We start from the raw sequence: 19522 nt of genomic DNA, 5'->3' as shown, positions 1-19522 counted from the left end.
TAAACGATAAAACAAACAGGTGGGGATTATCATGGCTAGCATCGTTTCAGACACTTCTCCCGTCGCACGGCGCCGCGGGATCCTGCTCGGGGCGAGCGTCGCCTCGCTGATCGCGATCGCCCTTGCGGTCCCGGCAAGCGCGCAGACCGCCCCGGACGCGGGCCAGTCGGTCCCGGACCAGGCGGTCATCCCCGCCCCCGGCCCGGTGCCCAACGCGCCCGACGCATCGCCGGCGGACAGCGACATCGTCGTCACGGGCTCGCGCATCACCGCGAGCGGCTTCACCGCGCCGACGCCCACGACCGTGATCGGCGTCGCCGACATCGCCCGCAACGCGCAGCCCAACATCTTCACCACCATTGCGCAATTGCCCTCGCTGCAGGGGTCGAGCGGGGTCACCACCGGCACCAACAGCACCTCGAGCGGCCAGCAGGGGCTGAGCTCCTTCTCGCTGCGCGGCCTGGGCACGATCCGCACGTTGACGCTGCTCGACGGCCAGCGCGTCGTCGGCGCGAACGTGACCGGCGTGCCCGACATCAGCCTGTTCCCGCAGTTGCTGGTCAAGCGCGTCGACGTGGTGACCGGCGGCGCGTCGGCTTCCTACGGGTCGGATGCGGTCGGCGGTGTCGTCAACTTCATCACCGCCAAGCGCTTCGTCGGGTTCAAGGCGAACGTCCAGGGCGGCATCACCACCTACGGCGACAACAAGCAGGGGCTGTTCCAGGCGGCGGTCGGCAAGGCGTTCTTCAACGACCGGCTCCATGTCCAGCTCAGCGGCGAATATGATCACGAGGATGGCGTCCCCGCCGGCGGGTTCGGCGAGGATCTGGCGGGGTCGCGCAACTGGTATCGCACGACCACCTTCGTCAACCGCGGCATCACCAACGACGGATCCCCGCAATATCTCGTGCGCGATCACGCGCAGGCGTATCAATATACCAAATACGGGCTGATTAGCGCCGGACCGCTGCAGGGCACCGCGTTCGACGTCAACGGCAACCCGTTCCCGTTCCAATATGGCTCGAACGGCGTTCCCGCGAAGAATGCGGCGGGGAACGTCTCGGGCTGTTTCGCCTCTGGCGGATTCTGCCTCGGCGGCGACCTGTCCGGCAACGTCGGGATCGGCACCACGCTCCAGTCGCGGCTGGATCGCTACAATGGCTATGGCCGTGTCGGGTTCGACATCGACGCCAACAACGAGATCTATGCGACCGTCAACATCGCGCAGGTCGACACGATGAACCAGCCCAACCCGGGCGCGACCAAGTCCGGGCTGACGCTGCAATGTTCGAACCCCTATGTCCCCGCCTCGATCCAGGCGGCGTGCGCGACCGCGGGGATCACGCAGTTCCAGTTCGGCACGAGCAACGGCGAGCTTCCGCGCAACATCACGGTCTATCCGTCGCGCAAGCAATATCGCTTCGTCGGGGGGGCCGCGGGCAAGGTGCCGGTGCTGGGGACCGACTGGTCGTATGACGTCTCCTACGAGCATGGCGAGAACATCACCGACATCAACGTCGACAACATCACGCTGACCCCGCGCTACAATGCCGCGATCCAGGCGATCCGGCTCAACGGCGAGATCGTCTGCGCGAGTGCGGCAGCGCGTGCGAGCGGGTGCGTGCCGATCAACATCATCGGCGGGGCGACGCCGAGCGCGGCCGCGCTTGCCTATATCGAACCCGAGAACGGCCCGTTCCAGCATACCCGCCAGACGCAGGACGCGTTCAACTTCAGCTTCAGCGGCTCGCCGCTGACGTTATGGGCGGGGCCGGTCTCGGTCGCGGCGGGTGCGGAATATCGCAACGAATTCTACCATGTCGTCGGCGATCCCTACGGCAATGGCGTGTCGAGCGAGAGCCCGAATTCCGCTGCCTACCCGGCCGACCCGCTGCTCTCGACCAATGGCGCGAACTGGTATGCGGGCAATTACCACAATGGCCGCGGCAGCTATCACGTCGCGGAAGGGTTCCTCGAAGTGAACCTGCCGTTCGTCAATTCGGAACAGCTGGGGAAAGCCAACCTCAACGTCGCGGGCCGCGTGACCAATTACAGCACGTCGGGCACGGTCTATACCTGGAAGATCGGCGGCACCTGGGACACGCCGATCGACGGCATCCGACTGCGCGCGGTCACCTCGCGCGACGTCCGCGCGCCCAACCTGTCCGAGCTGTTCGCCGCGCCGATCACCACGACCGTCCCCAACTTCACCAACCCGTTCAACGGCAGCGCGCTGACCATCCTGCAGAATGCGATCGGCAACACCGCGCTCAAGCCCGAGATCGCGCGCAATACCACCGCGGGTATCGTGTTGACGCGGACGTCGCTGCTCCCCGGGTTCAGCGCCTCGTTCGATTACTACCGGATCAAGCTCAACGGCGTGATCTCGACGCTCAACGCGCAGCAGGAGGTCAATCTCTGCTTCAACGGCGTCACCACGCTGTGCAGCGCGTTCGATCTGGCCCCCGCGACCGGCACGCCGTTCGTCAATCTCCAGGCGTTCAACCTCGCGTCGATCTTCACCGACGGGTTCGATATCGAGGCAAGCTACCAGACCTCGCTCGACAAGGTCGGGCTTCCCGGGCGGATCGCGATCCGCGGGCTGGCGACCAACGTGAAGAACTTCATCACCGATCCGGGCGTTCCCGGCACGATCCCGACGCAGGGCGCGGGCGTCAATGCCGGAAACACGCCGTCGTGGAAGCTCCTCGCGACGCAGACATGGAGCAGCGACCGGGTGAGCTTCAACGTGCAGGAACGCTGGTTCAGCGACGGTGTGTACAGCAACGAATATGTCGTGTGCAGCGTGGGCACCTGTCCGACCGGGCGCACCCCGCTGCAGAACACGCAGCGGCCGACGATCGACAACAACACGATGCCGGGTGCCTTCTATCTCGACATCGGCGGGTCGTTCAACGTTACCAAGAAGCTCAACGCCTATTTCAAGATCGACAATCTGCTCAACAGCGATCCGGAACCATCGCCGCAGACCAACACCGGAATCGACGTCAACCAGGGATTGTACGATACGCTTGGCCGGATGTTCCGGATCGGCATGCGCTACAATTTCTGACTTTACCCTCCCCCGCCGCGACCGGTGGTCGCGGCAACCCCTCGTCCCGGCCGGTGGTCGGGACGTTTTGTTGAAGGACCTATCATGGCCGCCAGGTCGCTCCCGTTCCGTCTGACGCTGCTGGCGAGCCTGTGCGGGGCGGCGGCACCCGCGTTCGCCTCGACGTCTTACTATCGGACCGCGCCGCAGGACCCCCGCGCGGTCACCGTCGCGGGCGTGCGCGACGGGCGTGCAGACGATACGGCGGCGCTGCAGGGCGCGATCGATGCGGCGGCGGCGAAAGGTGGCGGCGGGATCGTGTTCGTGCCGTCGGGGCGCTACCGGATCAGCCGGACGATCTTCCTCTGGCCCGGGGTGCGCGTCTTCGGGGTCGGCAACACGCGCCCCGTGATCGTGCTCGGCGATGCGACCCCCGGCTTCCAGCAGGGGCTCGCCAACATGGTAATCTTTGCCGGCGCGAAACCCGGCGCGGTCGATACGGCTGCCGCTTATCGCACGCCCTTCCCGCCCCCCGGCAGCGTGCCGTTCAATCCGGCGATCGCGGATGCCAATCCCGGCACCTTCTACCCTGCGCTGTCGAACGTGGATTTCGTGATCGGCAAGGGCAACCCGGCCGCCACCGCGATCCGCTTCCACGCCGCGCAACATGCCTATCTCGCGCATATCGACTTCCAGATCGGGTCGGGGCTCGCCGGACTGTATCAGGTCGCCAATCAGGCGCAGGACCTGCACTTCCACGGCGGCCGCTATGGCATCCTGACCGAGAAACCCTCCCCCGCGTGGCAGTTCACGCTGCTCGATTCGAGCTTCGACGGGCAGCGCGAGGCCGGAATTCGCGAGCATGAGGCGAACCTCACGCTGGTCAACGTCGCGTTCCGAAACATGCCGACCGCGATCGATATCGACCGGGGCTATGGCGACTGGCTGTGGGGCAAGGACGTCAAGTTCGACCGCATCACCAAGGCCGCGGTCGTCATCAGCAACGAGAACACCGTCTTCACGCAGATCGGCTTCGAGAACGCGCTGGCGCGTGCGACGCCGGTGTTCGCGCGGTTCCGCGACAGCGGGCGGACGGTCGGCGGCGCTGGCAGTAGCTACCGCGTCGCGTCCTTCGGCTATGGCCTGATGGTTCCCGGGCTGGGGACGACGGGCACCTATCAGACCGTGATGAAGGCCGCGCCGATCTCAAGGCTCCCCGCGCCCGCGGCGCTGGCGATCCGCGCACTGCCGCCGACCACCGACTGGACCAACGTCCGCACGCTCGGCGCGAAGGGCGACGACCACACCGACGACACCGCTGCGATCCAGCACGCGATCGATACGCACCGCACCGTCTATTTCCCCGCCGGCCGCTATGTCGTCACCGATACGCTCAAGCTCCGGCCCGACAGCGTGCTGGTCGCACTCCACCCGAGCCTGACGCAGCTGATCCTCCCCGACGGCACGCCCGCCTTCCAGGGGGTCGGCAGCGCCAGGCCGCTGATCGAGAGCGCGCACGGCGGTACTGCGATCGTCTCCGGGCTCGGGCTCTTCACCGGCGGGATCAACCCGCGCGCGACCGCGTTGCTGTGGATGGCGGGGGCGCAGTCGCTGGTCGAGGACGTCAAGTTCCAGGGCGGCCACGGCACCGATCTCGCCGATGGATCGCGGTTCGATCCGTACAACGCCAACCACAGCGGCGACGCCGACCCCGCCAAACGCTGGGATGCGCAATATCCGAGCTTGTGGGTGACGCGCGGCGGCGGCGGGACGTTCGCCAATCTGTGGACGCCGGATACCTATGCCTCGGCGGGGATGCTGGTGTCCGACACGACGACGCCCGGTCACGTCTACCAGATGTCGAGCGAGCACCATGCGCGCAGCGAGTTCGTGCTCGACCATGTCGCCAACTGGGAATTCCTCGCGCCGCAGACCGAGGAGGAAGCCGGCGAGAGCCAGGACGCGAACTCGTTCGAGATCCGCGATTCGCGCGATATCCTGATCGCCAATTACCACGCGTATCGCGTCACACGCTCGATCAAGCCCGCGCCGACGGCGGTGCGGCTGTACGGGACGAACGCCGTCCGGTTTCGCAACGTCCACGTCAATGCCGAGAGCGGGCTTGGCACCTGCGACGAGCAAGGCTGTGCAACCTATTTACGCGTCAGCAAATTTCCGTACGAGAACGCGATCCAGGACATGGCCTCGGGCAAGGAGGTGCGCGAACGGGAGTTCGCCGCGCTCGACCTGTCCGGGGCGGCAGCCCCCGTTGCGCAAGCGCCGTCGCTCGGCACCGCCGAGCGGATCGCGGACGGTTTCTACTCGGCTTCGGGTGGGGCGATCGGGCAGGACGGGTCGCTGTATTTCGTCGACCGGCATGCGCAGCGCATCCATCGCTGGGCGCCCGATACGGGGCTGTCGATCGTCAGCGACGCGCCGCTCGACGCGGTCAATCTCGCGGTCCAGCAGTCCGGCGACCTGCTCGTCCTGTCGTCGGACGGGCGCAACGGGACGGTCTACAGCCTGAACCCGCGCACCCCCGACGGCGCGATCGTGACGATCGCTCCAACGCTTGCGACCGATCATCCAACCGCGGCGACAGTTCTGCCCGTAAACACTTGGGTCAATGGCGAATTCAAGGATCAGCTGGATCTCGGGAGCTACACCTACCCGACCCTCGCCGAGATGTACGCGCGTGACATGGCGCTCGCCAAGCCGCAGCAGTATGTCTCGCCCGACGGCAGCATTGCCCTGCCCGCCTATCGCACCTTCCAGCAGGGTCCGTCGTCCTTCCGGGGTTGGCGCTTTTCGGACTCCCTCGATGCGCATGGCTTCACCGTAGCGCGACCGGGCGAACCGGTGTTCGTCACCAACGGGTCCGAGAACAGGACCTATCGCGGACGGCTCGCGGCCCAAGGCGCAGTGGTCGACCTCAAGCCGTTTGCGAACCGTGGCGGCGAAAGCGTCGCGGTCGATGCGCAGGGCCGCGTCTATGTCGCGAACGGACAGGTGTTCGTCTACGCCGCCGACGGCAGCGCGCTCGGCCGGATCGACGTGCCCGCGCGCCCGCTGCAACTGCTGATCGGCGGCGCGGACCGGCGGACGCTGTTCGTCCTGACGCACCATGCGGTATACCGCGTGGCGCTGGCGGGATAGCGGAACTCCGCCGCATTCGCGCGTTGATATCAAATGGAAATCAACGCCCCGCAAGCCACCGACCGTGCGACCCTCGGCAAACCGCATGCCCGCATCGACGGACCCGCCAAGGTCTGCGGCACCGCCGCGTTCCCGGGCGACGTCCACCCAAAGCACATGGCGTATGGCGTGCTCGTCACCAGCCCGATGGCGCGGGGCCGGATCGTGCGGATGGACACGACGGAGGCGTTGCAGGGCGCCGGCGTGCTCGACATCCTGACCTGGCGCAACGTCGCCAATGCGGTCGCGCCGATCGGGCACATGATGGCGGACGGCTGGGCGAACAGCACGCTGCGCCCGCTGGCCTCGCCTGAAATCCATTATGCCGGCCAGATCGTCGCGGTCGTCATCGCCGAGACGTTGGAACAAGCGCAGGCGGCGGCCCACGCGATCCGGACCGGCTACGAAGCCGCGCCGCATGTCGGTGAACGCGGCGACCCGGGCGCGAACGCCGTCCCGCTCGCGACGCTTCGCAAGGGCTTCGAGGACCCGCACGTCGGCGACTTCGCCGCCGCCTACGCCACGGCGGCAACGACGGTCGACGCGCGCTACACCACGCCGATCCAGCATCACAATGCGATCGAACTGCCGACCACGACCAGCGTCTGGGATGGCGACACGCTGACCGTCTACGAACCCACCCGCTTCGTCGGCGCGGCGCGCAACGGGCTGGCGGCGCAGCTCGGGATCGACCCCGCCAAGATCCGGGTCGTCGCGCATTTCATCGGCGGGCACTTCGGGTCCAAGCTCGCGCTGTCGCAACATACGGTATTGGGCGCGATCGCCGCGCGCCGCCTCCAGCGGCCCGTCCAGATCGTGGTCAGCCGTGCCGACGGCTTCACCATCGCCAACCATCGTACCGAGACGCAGCATGCGATCCGGCTGGGGGCGGATGCGGACGGCCGCTTCGTCGCGCTGTCGCACACGGCGGAGGTGGCGACCTCGCGGTTCGACACGTTCGCGATGGAGGGCACCGACGTCACCACCGCGCTCTACGCCTGCCCCAATATCGCGAGTGCGGAACGCGTCGCGCGGGTCGACCGCAACACGCCGGGACCGATGCGCGCACCGCCCGAGGTGCCGTATCTGTTCGCGCTCGAAAGCGCGGTCGACGAGCTTGCGCATGCGCTGCGGATCGATCCCGTCGAGCTTCGCCGCCGCAACGATACACTGCGCGATCCGGTGACGGGCGATCCCTTCACGACGCGCCCCCTGATGCGCTGCTTCGATGCCGGTGCCGCCGCCTTCGGCTGGGCCGCACGATCCCCTGATCCGGGCACGACCCGCGACGGCGCGTGGCTGGTCGGCCATGGGTGCGCCGCCGCCGCGCGCCCGGTCAAGATCGGCGCCGCGATCGTCCGCGTCACGCAAACCGCCGACGGCGCGGTCCATGTCGAAACCGCGCATCACGAAATCGGCAACGGCCTCTACACGCTGCTGGCGATGACCGCGTCGGAGCGGCTGAACGTGCCGGTCGGCAAGGTGCGCGTCGACTTGGGCGACACCGCCCTGCCCGCCGCGGGCATCTCGGGCGGATCCGCGACGAGCACGACGCTGGTCAACGCGCTTGCAGAAGCCTGTCGGCAGTTGCTGGCGCAACCATCGAGCGCGGACCGGACGGTGGAGGTCGCCTTCACCCCACCGGGGTCGGACCCGTCGACGATCGACAACCTGCGCAAGGGCCATCTCAAGCTCGTCAGCACCCCCAAGGACAAGCTTGCCTGGACCTTCGGCGCGCATTTCGTCGAGATCGGGGTCCACGCCGACACCCGCGAGGTGCGGATCCGCCGGCATGTCGGGGCCTTCGCCGCGGGGCGAATCCTCAACCCGCTGACCGCGCGGAGCCAGTTGCTCGGCGGGATGATCTGGGGCCAGAGCAGTGCCCTGCTCGAGGAGACGATCGTCGACCCACGGACCGGGGCGTATCTCAATCGCGACCTTGCCGAATATCTCGTGCCGACCGCCGCCGACGTCGGCGCGATGACCGCGATCCTGCTCGAGGACGACGATCCCGCGGTCAACCCCGAGGGGGTGAAGGGGCTCGGCGAAATCGGGATCATCGGGGTCAACGCCGCGGTCGCCAACGCCGTCTTCAACGCCACCGGCCGCCGCGTGCGGGACCTGCCGATAAGGCTCGAAACGCTGGCCTGAACAGTCGGTTATGGCGCATCCTCAACGCCCCTTGGCAGCGCGCGCGGGGGTTACCATGTTGGGAAAATGGGCGGACGGGTGAAGCGGATGGAAGGACTGCGGCAGGCGGACGCGCGCGCGCTGCTGCCTGCCGGGGCCGAGCGATGCGGGCTATGCGCGCGACCGCTCGGTCGGAAGGTCGAGTGGCACCACCGCATCCCCAAGAGTCGTGGCGGGACCGAGGTGTTGCCGGTGCATCCGATCTGCCACCGCACCATCCACGCCTGCGTCTCCAACCACGATCTCGCGACAGGCCTCGCCGATCTCGACGCGTTGCGGGTCCAGCCCGACATCGCGCGCTTCCTGCGCTGGATCGCGGACAAACCCGCCGATTTTCACGCCCCCACCCGCCGCCGCGCGCCGGACTGAGCGGAATCGCGGGCACTTAACCGGGTCACGACCGTTCGGTCAGCGACATCGCAGGAAAGAGAACCGCATGACCGACAACCCCCGCACCAGCCAGCCCACCAGCTTCCCCGGCGAACCGCAGCAGCAGGGCCCCGGCCTGACCACCGACATGAAGACCAAGCCCGACCATGGCGAACAGAGCTATGTCGGCAAGGGCCTGCTTACGGGCAAGGTCGCGCTCATCACCGGCGGCGATTCCGGGATCGGCAAGGCGATTGCGATCGCCTACGCCCGCGAAGGCGCGGACGTCGCGATCTCCTATCTCGAGGTCGAGCAGGACGATGCCGAGGACACGCGCACCTGGGTCGAGCAGGCGGGGCGGCGCTGCCTGCTGTTGCCGGGCGACCTTCGGGATCGCGCGCATTGCGCGACGCTGGTCGAGCGCACGGTCGCCGAACTGGGCGGGCTGGACGTGCTGGTCAACAATGCGGCCCAGCAGACCATCAACGAGGACATCGCCAGCATCGACGACGACGAGATGCAGTCCGCCTTCTCGGCCAACGTCTTCGCGATGATCCGCCTCGCAAAGGCCGCCGCGCCGCACATGAAGCCGGGCTCGGCGATCGTGAACACGACGAGCGAACAGGCCAAGGTCGCGACCAAGAGCATGATCGTCTACGCCGCCACCAAGGGCGCGGTTTCGAGCCTGACGGTCGGGCTGTCCAACCTGCTGTCGGCCAAGGGGATCCGCGTCAATGCGGTCGCGCCCGGTCCGGTGTGGACGCCGATCCAGCCGATCGCCAAGTCTCCGCAGGAACTCGAGGAACTCGGGCAGGATACCCCGCTCGGCCGCGCGGGCCAGCCCGCCGAGCTTGCCCCCGCCTATGTCCTGCTCGCCTCTGCCGAGGGCAGTTACATGACGGGCGCGGTGATCGCGGTCACCGGCGGCGTGCCGATCAACTGATCGTACGGGGCAGCGGCACGGCCCGGCCGTCCGCTGCCTCAGGCCACCGCCGCGCGGTCGCCGTTCAGCACGATCCGGAACGGCGTCGCGGGCGTGCCGCCGAAATGCGCGCGGGCTTCGGCTGCATCCACCGGGTTCGCGGCGAGCCCGGGCCGGTCGACGAAACTCAACACGCTGAGGTCGGCGAGCACCAGCCAGCTATACGCCTGAAGCGGCGCGGCGGGCGGGTTCCCGCAGACGAGACCGGTCCCGTTGAGCGGCGTCCACGGCCCTTCGATCCGGTCGGCGACCATTCCGTACAGGCCGGTCGGTCCCGACGGTCCCTCCGGCGCGAAGACCTTGCGCTGGGTCGCCCAGAAGCAATAATAGCGCCCGTCGTGGTGGACGATATGGGGGCGCTCGAGCTCGTTATTGACCCCGTCCGCCGTGATCAGCGGCGGCTGCAGCGCCCAGCCCCCGAGCACGCGCCGCGCCAGCCCGACCGCCCCGTTATAGGACGACGTCGATTGCGCAAGCGAGGCAGCAAAGACGAGATATTCGGCCCCATCCGCTGGATCGCGGAACCACGCCGGATCGCGAAACGCCTTGATCGTGCCGATCGCGCCGCCCCCGGCCATGTCGCGCGTGTAGATCTCGCCGTCGGCGACGACCGACTCGATGGGGGTCGTCCAGTCCGTCAGCCGGGGCACGCCTGCCTCGACCGACAGCGTGGCGGTGGTTTCGAACAGGCGCTGGTCGAAGCTCGGCTTGGCCTCGCCGCGATGCCCGGCGGCGGTAAAATAAAGCGTCACGCGGTCGTGCCCGGGTGTCACGATGGCGGACCCCGACCATTCGCGGCTCCCCGGGGCAAGCCCGTCGGGCAACATGGTGCCAAGGTCGCGCCAGCCGTGCGGCGTCTCGTGCATCAACCGGATGCGGGCAAGCGCGTGGCGGGATTCGGGGTCGGGCATGACCGGGGCGGACAGCAGCATCTGGAGCATGCCGCCGGCAATCGTCGCGGTTTGCCCGTCGCGTTCCTGGACCGGCCAGTAATCCCACAGGTCCTGCCCCGGGAGGACCGGCGGCATGCTGTGCGCGGCGATCCGCGGCACCTCGGGGATCGGCCGATCCGCGATCGCGGCGACCGCGTCGCGGGACCAGAGACTTGTCATAGCGGGCTACTCACTGGATCAGGCGTCAAGATGCCCCGGGCGCGATGGCGCCCGGGGCGGTCGGTTCAGAAGTCGAGCTTGAGCGCGGCCGAGATGGTGCGGCCGTTGATCGAGCGCGCGCGCACGATGCCGTTGGTGGGGATCGATGCCTCCTCCGCCTCGGTGAAGCCCTTGGTGTTGAACAGGTTGTTCGCGTTGACCGAAACCTGCACCCGCTCCACCGGACGCACGCTCAGGAACGCGTTGACCTGCGTGAAGCCGGGCAGCTTCAGCTGGTTGGTGTCCTGCGTGTAGCTCGACGTCGTGCCGATCGCGCTCGCGCCGAGCGTGAACAGCCCGGTCGTATATTGCGGGGTCACCTTGTAGACGAACTCAGCCTGGCGACGCGGGCGGTTGCCGATCACCGCGGGGGTGACGTTGTCGCTGATGATCTTGGCCTTGGTATAGGTCCCGCTGGCGGCGAGGCTGAACCCGCCGACCCGGTAATTGCCCTCGAGCTCGACGCCGTAAGCGCGGTAGGTCCGGTCGAAGAACCGCTGGCTCGTCGCCTCGAAATTCTGCTCGGCGGTCTTCGCCCAGAAGCCCGTGCCATACAGGTTGAGCCCGGCATGGCTGTACTTCACCCCCGCCTCGGCCTGGCGGACGAAATCGACCGGACGCGCGCCGGGCTGGAGTCGTCCCGAGGTCGCGCTGACATTGTTCGCGTTGAACAGGAAGCGATCGGCATTGGTGCGACCGCCGCGGCTGTAGCGCGCGAAGACCGAGAGGTCACTCGCCAGCCGATAGTTCGCGCCGAACGAATAGGACGCATAGTGGAAGTTGTAGTTGACCGGCTGCGGGCTGTTGAGCGGCAGGATGGTGGTCTGCGTCTCGGGATAGGAGATCGTCCCGTTACCATCGACGTCGAAGCTCGTCACCGGGCCATCGCCGATGACGAAGCCGCGGGCGCTCCCCGTGTCATAGCGCACGCTGGCATCGACGTTGAAGCCGCTGCCGGTGTAGCCGATCGACGCGAACGGCGCGTTGGTGTCGTAGTCCACGTTGTAGCTGCGACGGCAGCAATTGCCGAAGAAGGACGCGCCATACGCGACCAGCCCGTTGTCGGTCCGCGACAGGCCCGTGGCCGTCCGGACGTTGAGCAGCGCGGCATTGTCACCCTTCGCGTCGAGCAGGTAGGACGACCACGTCCAGTCAACGTTGATCGTCTGGCGCGACTTGTAGAAGCCGGCCGAGACGTCGACCGTCCCGTCCCCGGCATTGAACCGCCGGTTGACTCGCAGATCGTTGGTGATGTTGTTGAGGCTGTTCAGTTTCGTGTTGAACAGCACGACACCGATCGCGTTCGACGTCGTCGGGTTGGCATAGGCCTGACCGGCGTTCGGGCCGTTGGCGTAGCTCAGGATCGCCCCCGGGCCACCGATCGCATTGGCAAGGTTCTGCGCGGTGTCGACGCTCGCCGGGAAGGGCGAGATGAAGCGCCCCGAAATGTCCGAATAGCGGAACTTGTCGCTGACCTTCCAGCCATCGGCGACCTCGAATTCGGTTTCGAAGCCGATCGCCTTGACGACCGGGTGCATCCCGTCGCGAATGTCGTCGACCTCGCGGTTGTTCGCCCCGTCGAGGGTGACCGCGCGCGTGAAATAGATGCTGTGGATCGTGTCGGTATTGGCGCTGAGCCCGGGCAGCGAGCGGTAGGTCGGGTTGCTGTCGCTTCCGGTCACGCGGACCGGGCTCGGCAGATAGGCGATCGCGCGGTCGTCGAGATATTTGACGTTGAGGCGGAAGAAGCCGCGGTCGAAGGTCTTGGTGATGTTGCCGCGGATCTGCCCGCCCTTGTTGCCGTCATAGCCCGCACGCCGCGGCCCCTCGCCGACGCGGTAGAACCCGCCGACGTTGAAGCGCAGCGTATCGCTGAGCTTGCCGCCGTAATCGGCGTCGAGGCGATATTCGCCGTAGTCGAGCCCGACGGTGCCCTGGATCGAGCCGCCCTCCTGCTCGCCCGTCTTGGAGATCAGGTTGATCACGCCGCCGGGCGAGTTGGAGGCGAAGGTCGAGGCAGAACCGCCGCGCACCGCCTCGATCCGCGCGACATTGAAGTCGGCGCGCAGGAAGATGTCGGCATTGGCGAAGGCGATGTCGCCATATTCGAGGATCGGCAGCCCGTCTTCCTGGAGCTGCAGGAACTTGGCGCCACCCGAGGCGACCGGCAGGCCGCGCACCGCGATATTGGCATTGCCCTCGCCGCCCGAGGATTCGGACCGGATGCCCGGCAGGCTGCGGAACAGCTCGGCGGTCGAGCGCGGGGCGGCGTTGACGATCGCATCGCTGTTGAGCGAGCTTACCGAAACCGAACTGTCGAGGCGGTTCTGCCCGCGCGCGACCGCGGTGACGATGATGTCGTCACTCGCCGGTGGCTCGGCGGCGGGGTCCGGCGCAGCCGCCGGGGCCGGGGTCTGCTGTGCGAAAACCGGCGTGGCGGCCAGCAGCGCGGTCGTCGCGAGAAAAAGGGTGCGCCCTTTCAACATATCACTCTCCTGGAAACAACATGGCCGTTTATCGGCTCGATCCGGTCCTAATCGATTCGTGCAAACGTTTGCAAGACGAAAATTGCAATCGTTTGCGGGATCGCTTATGCGCCGTTGCAGGGTGGCAACAGTCCGCCGTTTCGGGAGAGAGACGTGACCAGCGTATCGGTCGGCAAGATCCATCTGTCGTTCGCGCAGATCCTGCAGATGAACCTCGGGTTCCTCGGCCTGCAGTTCAGCTTCGGGCTGCAGCAAAGCAACATGGGGCCGATCTACAGCTATCTCGGCGCGGACGAGGGCAGCATGCCGCTGCTGTGGCTCGCCGGCCCGATGACCGGACTGGTCATCCAGCCTTTGATCGGATCGATGAGCGACCGGACGCGGACCCGCCTCGGGCGCCGCACCCCCTATTTCCTCGTCGGCGCGATCCTGTGCAGCCTGTGCCTGTTCGCGATGCCGTACAGCCGGACGTTGTTGATGGCGGCGAGCCTGTTGTGGGTGCTCGACGCCGCGAACAACGTCACGATGGAGCCGTACCGCGCCTATGTCAGCGACCGGCTGGATGCGGCGCAGCGCCCGCTCGGTTTCCTCACGCAGAGCGCCTTCACCGGTCTCGCGCAGACGCTTTCCTATCTTGCCCCGTCGCTGCTGGTCTGGTGGGGCCTCAACAAGGACACGCTCGACAGCAACGGCATTCCCGAAATCACGCGGATCAGCTTCCTGATCGGGGCGGTGCTGTCGATCACGACGATCCTGTGGTCGGTCTGGCGCGTCCCCGAGCTGCCGCTGACGCCGGAGGAGGACGCCGCAATCACCGCCGATCCGCTGTCGTTGCGCTCGACCGTCACCGGCCTTGTCGACGCAATCCGCGACATGCCCCCGACGATGCGTCAGCTTGCGGTGGCGATGCTGTTCCAGTGGTTCGGCATGTTCTGCTACTGGCAATATGTCGTGCTCGCGCTCGCCCGCGGCGTGTTCCACACCAGCGATCCCTCGAGCGTCGGGTTTCGCGACGCGGGGCTGCTCAACGGCCAGCTCGGGGCGTTCTACAATCTCGTCGCCTTCGTCTCGGCCTTCGCGATGGTGCCCTTCGCGCGGCGGTTCGGCGCACGGCCGATCCATGCGGTCGCGATGGTGCTGTCGGGCGCTGCGATGCTGACGATCGCCTCGACCGGGTCGATCCCGCTGCTGGTGGTCGCGATGGTCGGGATCGGGATCGGCTGGGGCAGCCTGATGGGCAACCCGTATCTGATGCTCGCCAACGCGATCCCGCCCGAGCGGACCGGCGTTTACATGGGCATCTTCAACATGTTCATCGTCATCCCGATGATGGTCGAGATTTTGTTCGTATGGCTCGCCTATCGTCCGCTGCTGGGCGGCGATCCGCGGCACGTGCTGCTGCTCGGCGGGGGGATGATGCTGGCCGCGGCGGTGGCGACCTGGTTCGTCCGCGCGCCGCAGCCACAGCCGGAGCGCGCCGTGGCCTGATCAGGCGGACGCGCGCAGGATCAGCTCCGGCGCCATCTCGACCGATCGGACGTCCTCGCCCTCCATCCGCCGGAACAGCAGGTCGACCATCACTGCGGCCCCGCGCGCGACATCCTGCCGGACCGTCGTCAGCGGCGGGTTGGTGTGCATCGCGATCACCACGTCGTCATAGCCGACGACGCTCACGTCCTGCGGGACGCGCTTGCCATGCGCGGACAGCGCCCGCAGCGCGCTCATCGCGATCACGTCGGACGCCGCGACGATCCCGTCGGGCGACGAATGCCCCGCGAGATACGCCTCGATCGCCGCATAGGACGCCTCGCTCGTCAGATGCACCGGCAGCAGCGTCGCCTGCCCGCTCCCCGATGCGGCGAGCGCCTGCTGGAAGCCGGCATAACGCGCGGCAAATTCCGGCACCTCGGTATTGCCGAAGAACGCCAGCCGCCGCCGCCCCTGCGCCAGCAGATGTTCCGCCGCGATCCGCCCGCCCGCGACATTGTCGCTGCCGACCGTCACCTGCGTCTTGTCGGGGATGATCGCCCCCCACACGACGATCCGGCGATAGCGCTCGGCGACGCGTTCGATCGCATCGATCTGGTTCGACTGGCCGACCACGATGACGCCATCGACTCGCCCGGCATCGACGATCGCGTCGAGCCAGCGATCGTCCTTCGGGATGATCCGCGACAGCAGCAGGTCATGCCCGCGATCCGCGATCGCATCGGCGAGCGGCCCCAGCAGACTCATGAAGAACGGATCGGACAAATGTTGCTCGGTCTCGTGCCCGAGCGGCAGCACGACACCGATCGCGCCGGTCCGCTTGAGCCGGAGATTGCGCGCGGCCTGGTTGACCTTGAAGCCGTGTTCGGTCGCAAGCGAGACGATCCGGTCGCGCGTCGCCTTCGCGATGACCGCGTTTCCCGCGAGCGAGCGGGAGACCGTCGCAACCGAGACTCCCGCCAGTTCGGCGAGTTCGGCCAGGGTCGAAATAGTCGGTGTACCGGACATCACCGTTCTTTGGCGTCTCCCGCACGAATCGCCAACCGTTGTGTTGGAGCACCCGCCCGCGCCGGCGGGAGCGCCCGGTGGATTTGAGCGGGTCTATCCCGGCCTTTGCGGCGTTGTCCGTCCGGGCGGCATGCTCCGACAGTTGAGGAAAGACCTGATGACCGAGATGACCCTGCACGATCTCGCCAAGGCGATGGGCAAGATCGACTTCGCGATGCTCACGACCCGGACCGAAGGCGGCCAGCTCGCGACCCGCCCGATGAGCAACAACGGCGAAGTCGAATGGCAGGGCGACAGCTTCTACTTCAGCTATGACGATGCGCGCACCGTCTCGGACATTTCGAGCGATCCGCACGTCGCCTTGTCGTTCCAGGGCAGCGCCGGGCTGCTCGGCAAACCGCCGCTGTTCGTCGCGGTCGAGGGCGCGGGCAAGATCGTCCGCGACAAGCAGGCGTTTGCCGAGCGCTGGACGTCCGATCTCGATCGCTGGTTTCCGCAAGGCATCGACACCCCCGGTCTCGTGATGATCCATGTGCGCGCGGTGCGGGTGCATTATTGGGATGGAACGGACGAGGGCGAAGTCACGGTCTGACTAGGCGCGCGCCGGGCGTGCGGGGCGGCGGCGGAATTATTCGGTTCCGCGGGCATTTCACCGGAACGTACCCGCCGCTGCATCGTCACGCAGAAGAGAATTTGCGAGGCTGCATGACCGGACCGACGTTGGTATTTCTTCACGCGCTGGGCGCGAGCGCTAAAGAATGGGATCGTGTCGTCGAGCACTTGCCGCACCGTGCCTGCGTGGCGCTGGACCTGCCCGGGTTCGGCGATGCGGCGGACGCGGGATATGCCGATGTCGCCGCGATGGCGGATTGGCTCGCGGCGGAAATCCGGTCGCGTCACCTCATCGCCTGCGTGCTGGTCGGGCATAGCATGGGCGGCAAGATCGTCACCCTGGTGGCGGCACGCGCCGCCGCCGGGGAGATCGGCCTGTCGGGCGTCCTCGGCGTCGTGCTGGTCGCGGCCTCGCCGCCCGCGCCCGAACCGATGGACGAGGATCGCCGCGCCGAGATGATCGGGTGGTTCGCCGATCGGTCGCCGACGCGTGACGACGCCGTGACGTTCGTCGATGCCAATACCGCGACCCCGCTGGCCGGCGAAGCCCGGGACCACGCGATCGCCGACGTGCTGCGATCGAGCCGGGAAGCGTGGCTCGGCTGGCTCGAGCGCGGCAGCCGCGAGGATTGGCGCGCGGTTGCGGGGCGGGTGCCGATCCCCGCGCTGATCCTCGCGGGGGCGGAGGACGGCGATCTCGGCGCGGAAGCGCAGCGACGGCTCAACCTGCCGCATTATACCACCGCCGAACTGCGGGTGGTCGAAGGCGCGGCGCATCTCATTCCCTACGAACAGCCGCAGGTGCTTGCCGGCCTGATCGACGGTCATGCCGCGATGGTCGAACCGGCGGCACTCCCGGCCCGGTTCGCGCGGTTGCTCGACTCCGCTCGCGTCAGCCACCGGACGCGCGCCGCGATGGTGGACCGGCTCCATCCCCCCTCCTCCGACCTGTCGTCGTGGACGGACGACCATGTCGCGACGATGGCGGCGCTGGTCGGGCAGATCCTCCCCGATTGCGGCGCGGACCGCGCGCTGGCGGACCGGATTCTCGCCGGGATCGCCGACGGGCCGGGCGACGGCTGGCGCTTTGCGGCCTTGCCCGCCGATCGCGCGGCATGGACGCGCGGGCTCGCGACGCTCGCCGCGTTCGACGGGGGGTTTGCGACCGCGCCGGGCACGGCGCAGGCGGCCTTGCTGGAGCGCATCGACGCCGGCGAGATCGGCATCGCGGACGACGACTCGAAACTCACCGCCGAACAGATGCGGCTGTGGTTCGAGGACGTACGTGCCGAAACCGCGCGAGTGTGGATGTCCCTCCCCGCGACGATGGCGGCGATCGGCTATGACGGCTTCGCGAACGGCGGCGATGGTCCGCGCAAGCAGGGGTACACCCGCACGGCCGCGGATGACCTCGAAACGTGGCAGCGCCCCGTGGAGCAATCTTCTTGAACGCGCCGCGGCATGCCGCCAACGATGTCGTCGACGCGGTCGTGATCGGCACCGGCGCGGGCGGCGCGCCGCTGACGGCCCGGCTCGCGCAGGCGGGTTTGTCGGTGGTCGCGCTCGAGGCCGGCCGCGCCTTCCGTCCGGACGATCACGTCGCGGACGAAGTCGCTGCCGACATCTACTGGATGGAGGAACGCCTCAGTGGCGGATCGACCCCCACCGCGTTCGGTTCGAACAATTCGGGCATGGGCGTCGGCGGGTCGACGCTCCACTGGGGCGCGTTCTGCCCGCGCCCCGATCCGCGCGACCTGCGGTTGCAAACGCTGACCGGCGAAGGTGCCGACTGGCCGATCGACCATGACTCGCTCACCGCCTACCTTGCGGAGGTCGAGCAGTTTACCGGCGTATCCGGGCCGGCCGACTATCCGTGGGATGCAACGCGGCGCTATGCCTACCCGCCGGTAGCACGCAACGCCTCCGCCGATGCGATGGCGCGCGGCTGTGCCGCCCTCGGCATTCGCGCCACCGATGCGCCGGCTGCGCTGGTGTCGCGTGATCGTGACCAGCCGCACTGGGGGCAGCGTCAAGCGTGCGTCAATTGCGGTGCCTGTCATCAGGGCTGCCGCAACGCCGCCAAGACCAGCATGGACACGACGTACCTGCCCGCCGCCGTCGCGCACGGTGCCGAGATCCGCGCGGAGTCCCGCCTTCTTTCGTTCGAATTCGATCGAAGCGGCAGGATCAGCGCGGTCGTCTATTGGCAGGACGGCCGGGAGCATCGCCAGCGCTGTTCCGCCGTCTTCCTGTGCGCGGGTGGGGTCGAGACTCCGCGTCTGCTGCTCAATCTCGGAATCGCCAATTCGAGCGGTCAGGTCGGGCGCAATTTCATGGCGCATGTCGCGACTCAGGTCTGGGGCCGGTTCGACGCCGACATGCGGATGAACCGCGGCTATCCCTCCTCGCTGATCAGCGAGGACATGATGCGCCCCGGCGACATCGGCTGCGCGGGCGGCTATCTGATCCAGAGCCTCGGCGTGCTCCCGGTCAACCTCGCGACCGGTCTCGCGCGCGGCGCGGGCATGTGGGGCGAGCGTCTCCAGACGCTGCTGCGCGGCTACAACAGCATGGCCGGGATCGGGATCAACGGCGAATGCCTGCCGCACGAGGACAATCGGCTGACGCTCGCCGACGAGACCGACGCCTTCGGGCATCGCAAGGCGCGGATCGACTACAGCTATCACGCCAACGAACGGGTGATCGATCATTACGCGCGCCGCACGCTGACCGAGATCTGGGCGGCGGCGGGCGCGCGCGACATTTTCTCCGTCAGCCGCTCGGCGCATACCATCGGCACGTGCCGCATGGGGCGGGATGGCGCTTCGGCGGTGGTCGACCCGGACGGTCGCAGCTTCGACATCCCCAACCTGCTGATCTGCGACAATTCGATCTTCCCGAGTGCGCTGGCCGCCAACCCGGCGCTCACGATCATGGCGCTGTCACTTCGCACCGCCGACCGTTTTCTGGCATCCAAACAGTAAGGAGT

At 67.6% G+C, this 19522-nt stretch carries 12 protein-coding genes; 9 read left to right on the top strand and 3 right to left on the bottom strand.

The window, feature by feature from the left end; all coding sequences use genetic code 11:
• Positions 1 to 31: 31 nt before the first annotated feature.
• From RH91_RS12170 to RH91_RS12150, 5 genes are all read left to right on the top strand, one after another.
• Entirely contained in the window at positions 32 to 3073 is a 3042-nt protein-coding gene (locus RH91_RS12170; RefSeq protein WP_029623818.1) for a TonB-dependent receptor plug domain-containing protein, read from the top strand.
• Between the two features lie 84 nt (positions 3074 to 3157).
• Positions 3158 to 6208, top strand: a complete 3051-nt coding sequence (locus tag RH91_RS12165) for a glycosyl hydrolase family 28-related protein (RefSeq protein ID WP_010163046.1) — start codon at positions 3158 to 3160, stop codon at positions 6206 to 6208.
• Positions 6209 to 6241: 33 nt separating this feature from the next.
• Positions 6242 to 8398 (top strand): xanthine dehydrogenase family protein molybdopterin-binding subunit, encoded by a 2157-nt coding sequence (locus RH91_RS12160; protein WP_010163045.1) that lies wholly within the window; start codon positions 6242 to 6244, stop codon positions 8396 to 8398.
• An 87-nt stretch (positions 8399 to 8485) separates the two neighbouring features.
• On the top strand, positions 8486 to 8806 hold the full coding sequence (locus tag RH91_RS12155) for an HNH endonuclease (protein ID WP_010163044.1): 321 nt from the start codon (positions 8486 to 8488) through the stop codon (positions 8804 to 8806).
• 67 nt (positions 8807 to 8873) lie between these two features.
• Entirely contained in the window at positions 8874 to 9749 is an 876-nt protein-coding gene (locus RH91_RS12150; protein ID WP_010163043.1) for an SDR family oxidoreductase, read from the top strand.
• A 38-nt stretch (positions 9750 to 9787) separates the two neighbouring features.
• On the opposite strand, the gene RH91_RS12145 is transcribed toward RH91_RS12150, so the two are convergent.
• Both RH91_RS12145 and RH91_RS12140 read right to left on the bottom strand, forming a co-directional pair.
• Positions 9788 to 10900, bottom strand: a complete 1113-nt coding sequence (locus tag RH91_RS12145) for a glycoside hydrolase family 68 protein (RefSeq protein ID WP_010163042.1) — start codon at positions 10898 to 10900, stop codon at positions 9788 to 9790.
• A gap of 65 nt (positions 10901 to 10965) precedes the next feature.
• Positions 10966 to 13425, bottom strand: coding sequence for a TonB-dependent receptor domain-containing protein (locus RH91_RS12140; protein ID WP_010163041.1), 2460 nt, complete (start codon positions 13423 to 13425; stop codon positions 10966 to 10968).
• 153 nt (positions 13426 to 13578) lie between these two features.
• On the opposite strand from RH91_RS12140, the gene RH91_RS12135 reads away from it, so the two are divergent.
• On the top strand, positions 13579 to 14913 hold the full coding sequence (locus RH91_RS12135; RefSeq protein WP_010163039.1) for an MFS transporter: 1335 nt from the start codon (positions 13579 to 13581) through the stop codon (positions 14911 to 14913).
• Here RH91_RS12135 and RH91_RS12130 read toward each other — a convergent pair whose 3' ends face one another.
• Positions 14914 to 15921, bottom strand: coding sequence for a LacI family DNA-binding transcriptional regulator (locus RH91_RS12130; protein WP_010163038.1), 1008 nt, complete (start codon positions 15919 to 15921; stop codon positions 14914 to 14916).
• 157 nt (positions 15922 to 16078) lie between these two features.
• Here RH91_RS12130 and RH91_RS12125 point away from each other — a divergent pair, with 157 nt between their 5' ends.
• From RH91_RS12125 to RH91_RS12115, 3 genes are all read left to right on the top strand, one after another.
• A complete protein-coding gene (locus RH91_RS12125) occupies positions 16079 to 16513 on the top strand; it encodes a pyridoxamine 5'-phosphate oxidase family protein (protein ID WP_010163037.1) in 435 nt (144 codons plus the stop codon).
• Between the two features lie 113 nt (positions 16514 to 16626).
• Positions 16627 to 17982, top strand: a complete 1356-nt coding sequence (locus RH91_RS12120; protein ID WP_029623816.1) for an alpha/beta hydrolase — start codon at positions 16627 to 16629, stop codon at positions 17980 to 17982.
• Complete coding sequence (locus RH91_RS12115; RefSeq protein ID WP_010163035.1) at positions 17979 to 19517, top strand: GMC family oxidoreductase; 1539 nt, start codon at positions 17979 to 17981, stop codon at positions 19515 to 19517. The genes RH91_RS12120 and RH91_RS12115 overlap by 4 nt, the downstream gene beginning before the upstream one ends.
• Positions 19518 to 19522: the final 5 nt, after the last annotated feature.

Origin of the sequence: Sphingomonas sp. PAMC 26617, from assembly GCF_000242835.1 — a bacterium.
Classification (GTDB): domain Bacteria; phylum Pseudomonadota; class Alphaproteobacteria; order Sphingomonadales; family Sphingomonadaceae; genus Sphingomonas.
Note: the sequence above shows the minus strand (reverse complement) of the source record. Positions and strands in the feature narration are given on the sequence as shown.

Coding starts and splice junctions, on each gene's coding strand:
- RH91_RS12145 (WP_010163042.1), bottom strand. CDS start 10,900: ATGACAAGTCTCTGGTCCCGCGACGCGGTCGCCGCGATCGCGGATCGG.
- RH91_RS12170 (WP_029623818.1), top strand. CDS start 32: ATGGCTAGCATCGTTTCAGACACTTCTCCCGTCGCACGGCGCCGCGGG.
- RH91_RS12150 (WP_010163043.1), top strand. CDS start 8,874: ATGACCGACAACCCCCGCACCAGCCAGCCCACCAGCTTCCCCGGCGAA.
- RH91_RS12140 (WP_010163041.1), bottom strand. CDS start 13,425: ATGTTGAAAGGGCGCACCCTTTTTCTCGCGACGACCGCGCTGCTGGCC.
- RH91_RS12160 (WP_010163045.1), top strand. CDS start 6,242: ATGGAAATCAACGCCCCGCAAGCCACCGACCGTGCGACCCTCGGCAAA.
- RH91_RS12125 (WP_010163037.1), top strand. CDS start 16,079: ATGACCGAGATGACCCTGCACGATCTCGCCAAGGCGATGGGCAAGATC.
- RH91_RS12155 (WP_010163044.1), top strand. CDS start 8,486: ATGGAAGGACTGCGGCAGGCGGACGCGCGCGCGCTGCTGCCTGCCGGG.
- RH91_RS12130 (WP_010163038.1), bottom strand. CDS start 15,921: ATGTCCGGTACACCGACTATTTCGACCCTGGCCGAACTCGCCGAACTG.
- RH91_RS12120 (WP_029623816.1), top strand. CDS start 16,627: ATGACCGGACCGACGTTGGTATTTCTTCACGCGCTGGGCGCGAGCGCT.
- RH91_RS12165 (WP_010163046.1), top strand. CDS start 3,158: ATGGCCGCCAGGTCGCTCCCGTTCCGTCTGACGCTGCTGGCGAGCCTG.